Source organism: Scandinavium sp., assembly GCF_036271055.1.
Taxonomy (GTDB): domain Bacteria; phylum Pseudomonadota; class Gammaproteobacteria; order Enterobacterales; family Enterobacteriaceae; genus Scandinavium.
This window is the reverse complement of sequence record NZ_DATBBJ010000095.1, coordinates 1-2,963: the sequence shown is the minus strand read 5'-3', so window position 1 is coordinate 2,963 and position 2,963 is coordinate 1. Positions and strand designations below refer to the sequence as shown.

At 54.2% G+C, this 2,963-nt stretch carries 2 protein-coding genes; both read left to right on the top strand.

Translation table 11 applies throughout. The features are described from left to right. Positions 1–1,717, top strand: a 1,717-nt coding sequence (locus VH187_RS20015; RefSeq protein ID WP_329703198.1) for a hypothetical protein, incomplete at its 5' end; no start/stop codon positions are given. Positions 1,718–1,968: 251 nt separating this feature from the next. Beyond that, the coding region (locus tag VH187_RS20010; protein ID WP_329703197.1) for a hypothetical protein at positions 1,969–2,963 on the top strand (995 nt) is incomplete at its 3' end.

Sequence of the window (2,963 nt, the reverse complement as noted above, 5' to 3'; positions counted from 1 at the left end):
CGCCCCCGGCTACACTAATCTGCCTGTCGCACTACGCTCCTCCCTTAAGCGACTGACATTGGAAAAACTCCCTTCCGGTCAAGGCTTTGATCTTGCAGTTCGCGATAGCAATACAGGATTCACTTTTTTCAACGTTGAAGGACACCAGTACGATTACGATGCTACAGCTCAGTCGCTTAGCATCAATGGAGGCAGGCTTCTCCTATCAAAAGAGTTTGCCAGGACATTGGGTATTCCATCAGAAGCTGGATCATTGGCCGGAACAATTGCAATCGGCGCAGCGATGCAACCGATCCAAATCGATCAGCTTGTTAGGGGCGAAACAAAATCGATGGTCCTGCCTCCCATGCAACATGCAGCGGCTCCCGGAGTGCCTAATCTTGTGCCAGGTCCGGATGTTATTGTTGGAGATGTCGAAGACGTAGCACAATTTGATCCCGCCGTGGGCACTCAGGTTGGTTTGGCCATAGGGACAGACTCCTGCAACAATGGCGACCAGCCGGTCGATTGGTTTGCGTTGCCTCAAACTGATCATCCAGTCGTTCCACAGAACCTCTATCGCATGAGTGGAGGCGCAACCAACGACGTACGCTTTGAACAAATTGGCCAGTCATGGATGAAACACACCTTCCTGGCGTTGGAAGAGTCCATTTGCGGCACCTGTAACACCAGTGGTTGCCAGACAGGTTCGCATCTGTGCCCGGGTTGTTCTGACCCGTACACCTCAGGCCTGAATGGTGACCAAGGCAGCATCGGCTCGCGCGCCTGGATTAACCCTTTCACTGGTTCTTTTCCGTCGACTGCCAATAATCACAGCGGCCATAGTCACAATGGCGTGTCGCACCGAATCCTGGTGGAGACGAGTGATCTGATCCCGGCGCAAAATCCGGGAGCCAGCTATTTTGGCGAAGCCGCGTACATTAGCCCGCATGAGTATACCTGGTGCCAGTCGCATCCAGACCAATGCAACATGTTTAACAATTATTCCTATCGTAAATTCACTGTCAGCGGCGGCCCTACGACTTTTAACTTTACACCTGTTTCTAACACTGTGCGTATGCAGCCTGCCATCCAGTTTTGGGCAGGTACGGGAGCGACGGTGAACCAGATTGAACCTGATCCCGGAAATGATGGTGCCTGGTTTATGGGCTACAAGGTAACCAACCCCAGTGCTGGCGTATGGCATTATGAGTATGCTCTGTTTAACATGAACCTCGACCGCGGAATTCAATCCTTCAGCGTGCCCCTGAGCGCCGGGGTTAACGTAAGCAACATCAGTTTTCACGCTCCTCCTCAACAGCCCGGCTGGGCAAACGACGGCACGTTTAACAACCAGGGTTACAGTAGCATGCCTTGGACTGTTACTCAGACGAGTGATTCCATTACCTGGAACAGCGAAACGTTTGCACAGAACCAGAACGCGAACGCGATTCGCTGGGGCACATTGTATAACTTCCGGTTCGATGCCGATCAGCCGCCGCAATCTGACGATGCCACGGTGGGATTCTTCAAAACAGGTTCGCCGATGATGGTTGCAATCCAGGCCCCGGCAGGTGGGACGCCAACGCCAACACCTACTGCAACGGCTACGGCAACTGCGACTGCGACCCCGACGGCCACGTCAACAGCAACACCGACCGCCACTCCGCGGCCCACCCCGACACCGAGGTCAAACCCGTCGCCAAGGCCTCGCCCAACTCCTCTGCCGCGCCCGTAACTGGCGACGATGGACTGGTGGAACGCGTTGTCCTCCGTAAAGGAGCGTGGCAAACATCACTGCGGCTTGCGGTCTAATATCCGCGCCTTTGGCGATTGGTTATCATCGCCTTTAGAGAAGACGATCCACCTGATTGGAGCGTCGCAGGATTTTTTACCAAAAATGTTTTTTTGCTTCTATCGCGAGCACGTGAGAGACATTACGACCTAATCTCCGCTAGCTTCACGATAAGCAGGAGAATCCACACTATTATGTCAAAGATAACCCTTACCGGCTTCGCGCTGCTGTCAGTTCTGTTTTTTGGAAATAGCTCGGAGAATTACGCAGTGCAACCCAGGCAAAACGCTCCCGATGGATCCACCGGCACGCTTCAGAAAATGATTGTCGCAAACGGCAGCGTCACTCTGAACGTGGACCTTAACGGGTTAAATGGAAGCAATGCCCTAATCACGAGACCTGCTGCGTTACAGTTCGCAGCAGCGACGAATTCGTTTTTTTCCATTCTTGTCTTCAACGACCAACTGCGCGGCGCCGAGTCAGGCTCGATCGCGCTAGTCCCGCAGGGCCGGCCGGTTTCCCTGCTCCCCTCATTGTTGGCGGCCTCTCTCAAGCAGCTCGTCGTCGAAAAGCTCCCTGCCGAGTCGGCATTCGACATGGCTGTGCGCGACGCGAAAACAGGCTTCACGTTTTTCAAAATCGAAGGACATCAATACTATTTCGATGCCAGGAGGCAATTACTTGATGTCCAAGGTGGACGGCTTCTGATGTCAAAAGAGTTTGCCGCGGCTCTCGGCCGTCCCGCGGATGCTGATGCCGCCGTTGGAAAAATCTCCGTTAGCGCACGGATGCAACCGATTGAGGTCACGCAACTGGTCAATGGGGAACCAAAGTCGATGGTCTTACCTGCGCTGCCTAATCCGAATCCCGGGACGACACCTGGTCCCGACGTTATCGTAGGTGATTTGCCCGCGATGGCGCAGTTTGGCAGTGCAGGCACGCAGGTGGGCGTTGCAGTAGCAACGACTTCCTGCAACCAGGGAACCATCGATCTGGATTGGTTCGCATTACCGCAGACGGATCATCCAGTCATTCCGCAAAATCTCTATCGAATGAGCGGCGGCGCCGATAATACCGAACGGTTCGAACAAATTGGCCAGTCATGGCTCAAACATGCGTTCACAGCGTTGACGCAGGACATCTGTAACCTGGGTTGCAACGGCGTCGGCGGGTCCCATCTTGGCTCCGG